Raw genomic sequence first — 1246 nt, 5'->3', positions numbered from 1 at the left:
AAGGAGGAAGAAAAAGATGAAAGCAAGAAAACCCCTGGCACTGATTCTGAGCGCAGCGATGATTTTATCCATGCTCTCCCTGTCCGCGTTCGCCGCGGAGGGAGAAACCGCGCCCGCCCTTGCGGATGCGGAGTCGAGCTGGGCGGCCGAGTCCATAAACCGCTGGGCCAAGGCCGGCATCGTACAGGGAGACTCCGACGGGAACTTCAATCCCGCCAAGCCCCTCTCCCGTGCCGAGCTGGCCACCATCTTCGTGAAGATGTTCGGCCTCACCGAGAAGGCTGACAACACCTACGCCGACCTGAAGGGCGACGAGTGGTATGCCGACGCCATCCTCAAGTGCACGGCCGCCGGCATCATGCAGGGCGACGGCGCCAGCAGCAGGGCCACCGCGGAGATCTCCCGCGCCGAGACCATGGTCATGTTCGGCCGGGCCATGGGCGTGACCCCCGCCGAGAAGCCCGACATGAGCAAGTTCACCGACGCGGACGAGGTCCCCGCCTGGGCCGCGGGCTACATGGCCCCCCTGGCTGAGATGGGCATCCTCACCGGCACCGGCGCCGGCGCCGCCGCGCCCCTGGCCAACATCGACAAGGCCTCCACCATGGCCCTGCTGGATAAGGCCATCGCGGTCTACGCCAGCGCCCCCGGCGAGTACAGCGTCGACAACGCCAACGGCTTCGTGGTGGTGAACTCCGCCGCCGCCGAGGGCGAGGTGGTCCTCACCGGGACCGCCGCCGGCGTGGTTGTGGCCCCCGGCTCCAGCGCGGGCAAGGTCGTCGCCAAGGACCTGACCGCCGACACCGTGAAGGTGGACGGCGCCGCCGCCGTCTCCATCGAGGGCAAGAGCGATATCGGCGCCGTGGCTGTGAACGCCGCCGCCAGCGTGGAGATTGCCAAGACCGCCAAGGCGGACACCGTGGCGGTGAACGCCGCCGCCGAGGTCACCAACAACGGCGCCGTGAAGAACCTGGAGGTCAACGCCGCCGCCAAGGTGAGCAACACCGGCACCGTCACCAACCTGACCGCCAACGCCCCCGCCGAGGTCTCCAACACCGGCAAGGTGACCACCCTGACCGCCAACGACGCGGTGAAGGTGGACAACAAGGGCACCATCTCCAAGGCCGAGGTCAAGGCCGACGACGTGGTCCTGGACGGCAAGAAGCCCACCACCGTGGACGTGGCCCCCGGCACAAAGAACCCCACCAACTCCGACGGCAAGGAGATTAAGGACAACACCAATTCC

1 protein-coding gene is annotated in these 1246 nt (G+C 67.3%); it reads left to right on the top strand.

Features of this window, described 5'->3' with window-relative positions; genetic code table 11:
- Nucleotides 1–16: 16 nt before the first annotated feature.
- The coding region (locus H8S62_RS17755) for an S-layer homology domain-containing protein (RefSeq protein ID WP_186920432.1) at nucleotides 17–1246 on the top strand (1230 nt) is incomplete at its 3' end.

It is taken from the genome of Lawsonibacter faecis (assembly GCF_014287675.1).
Lineage (GTDB): Bacteria > Bacillota > Clostridia > Oscillospirales > Oscillospiraceae > Pseudoflavonifractor > Pseudoflavonifractor faecis.
The sequence above is the reverse complement of the archived record's forward strand: the minus strand, read 5'-3'. Positions and strand labels throughout refer to the sequence as shown.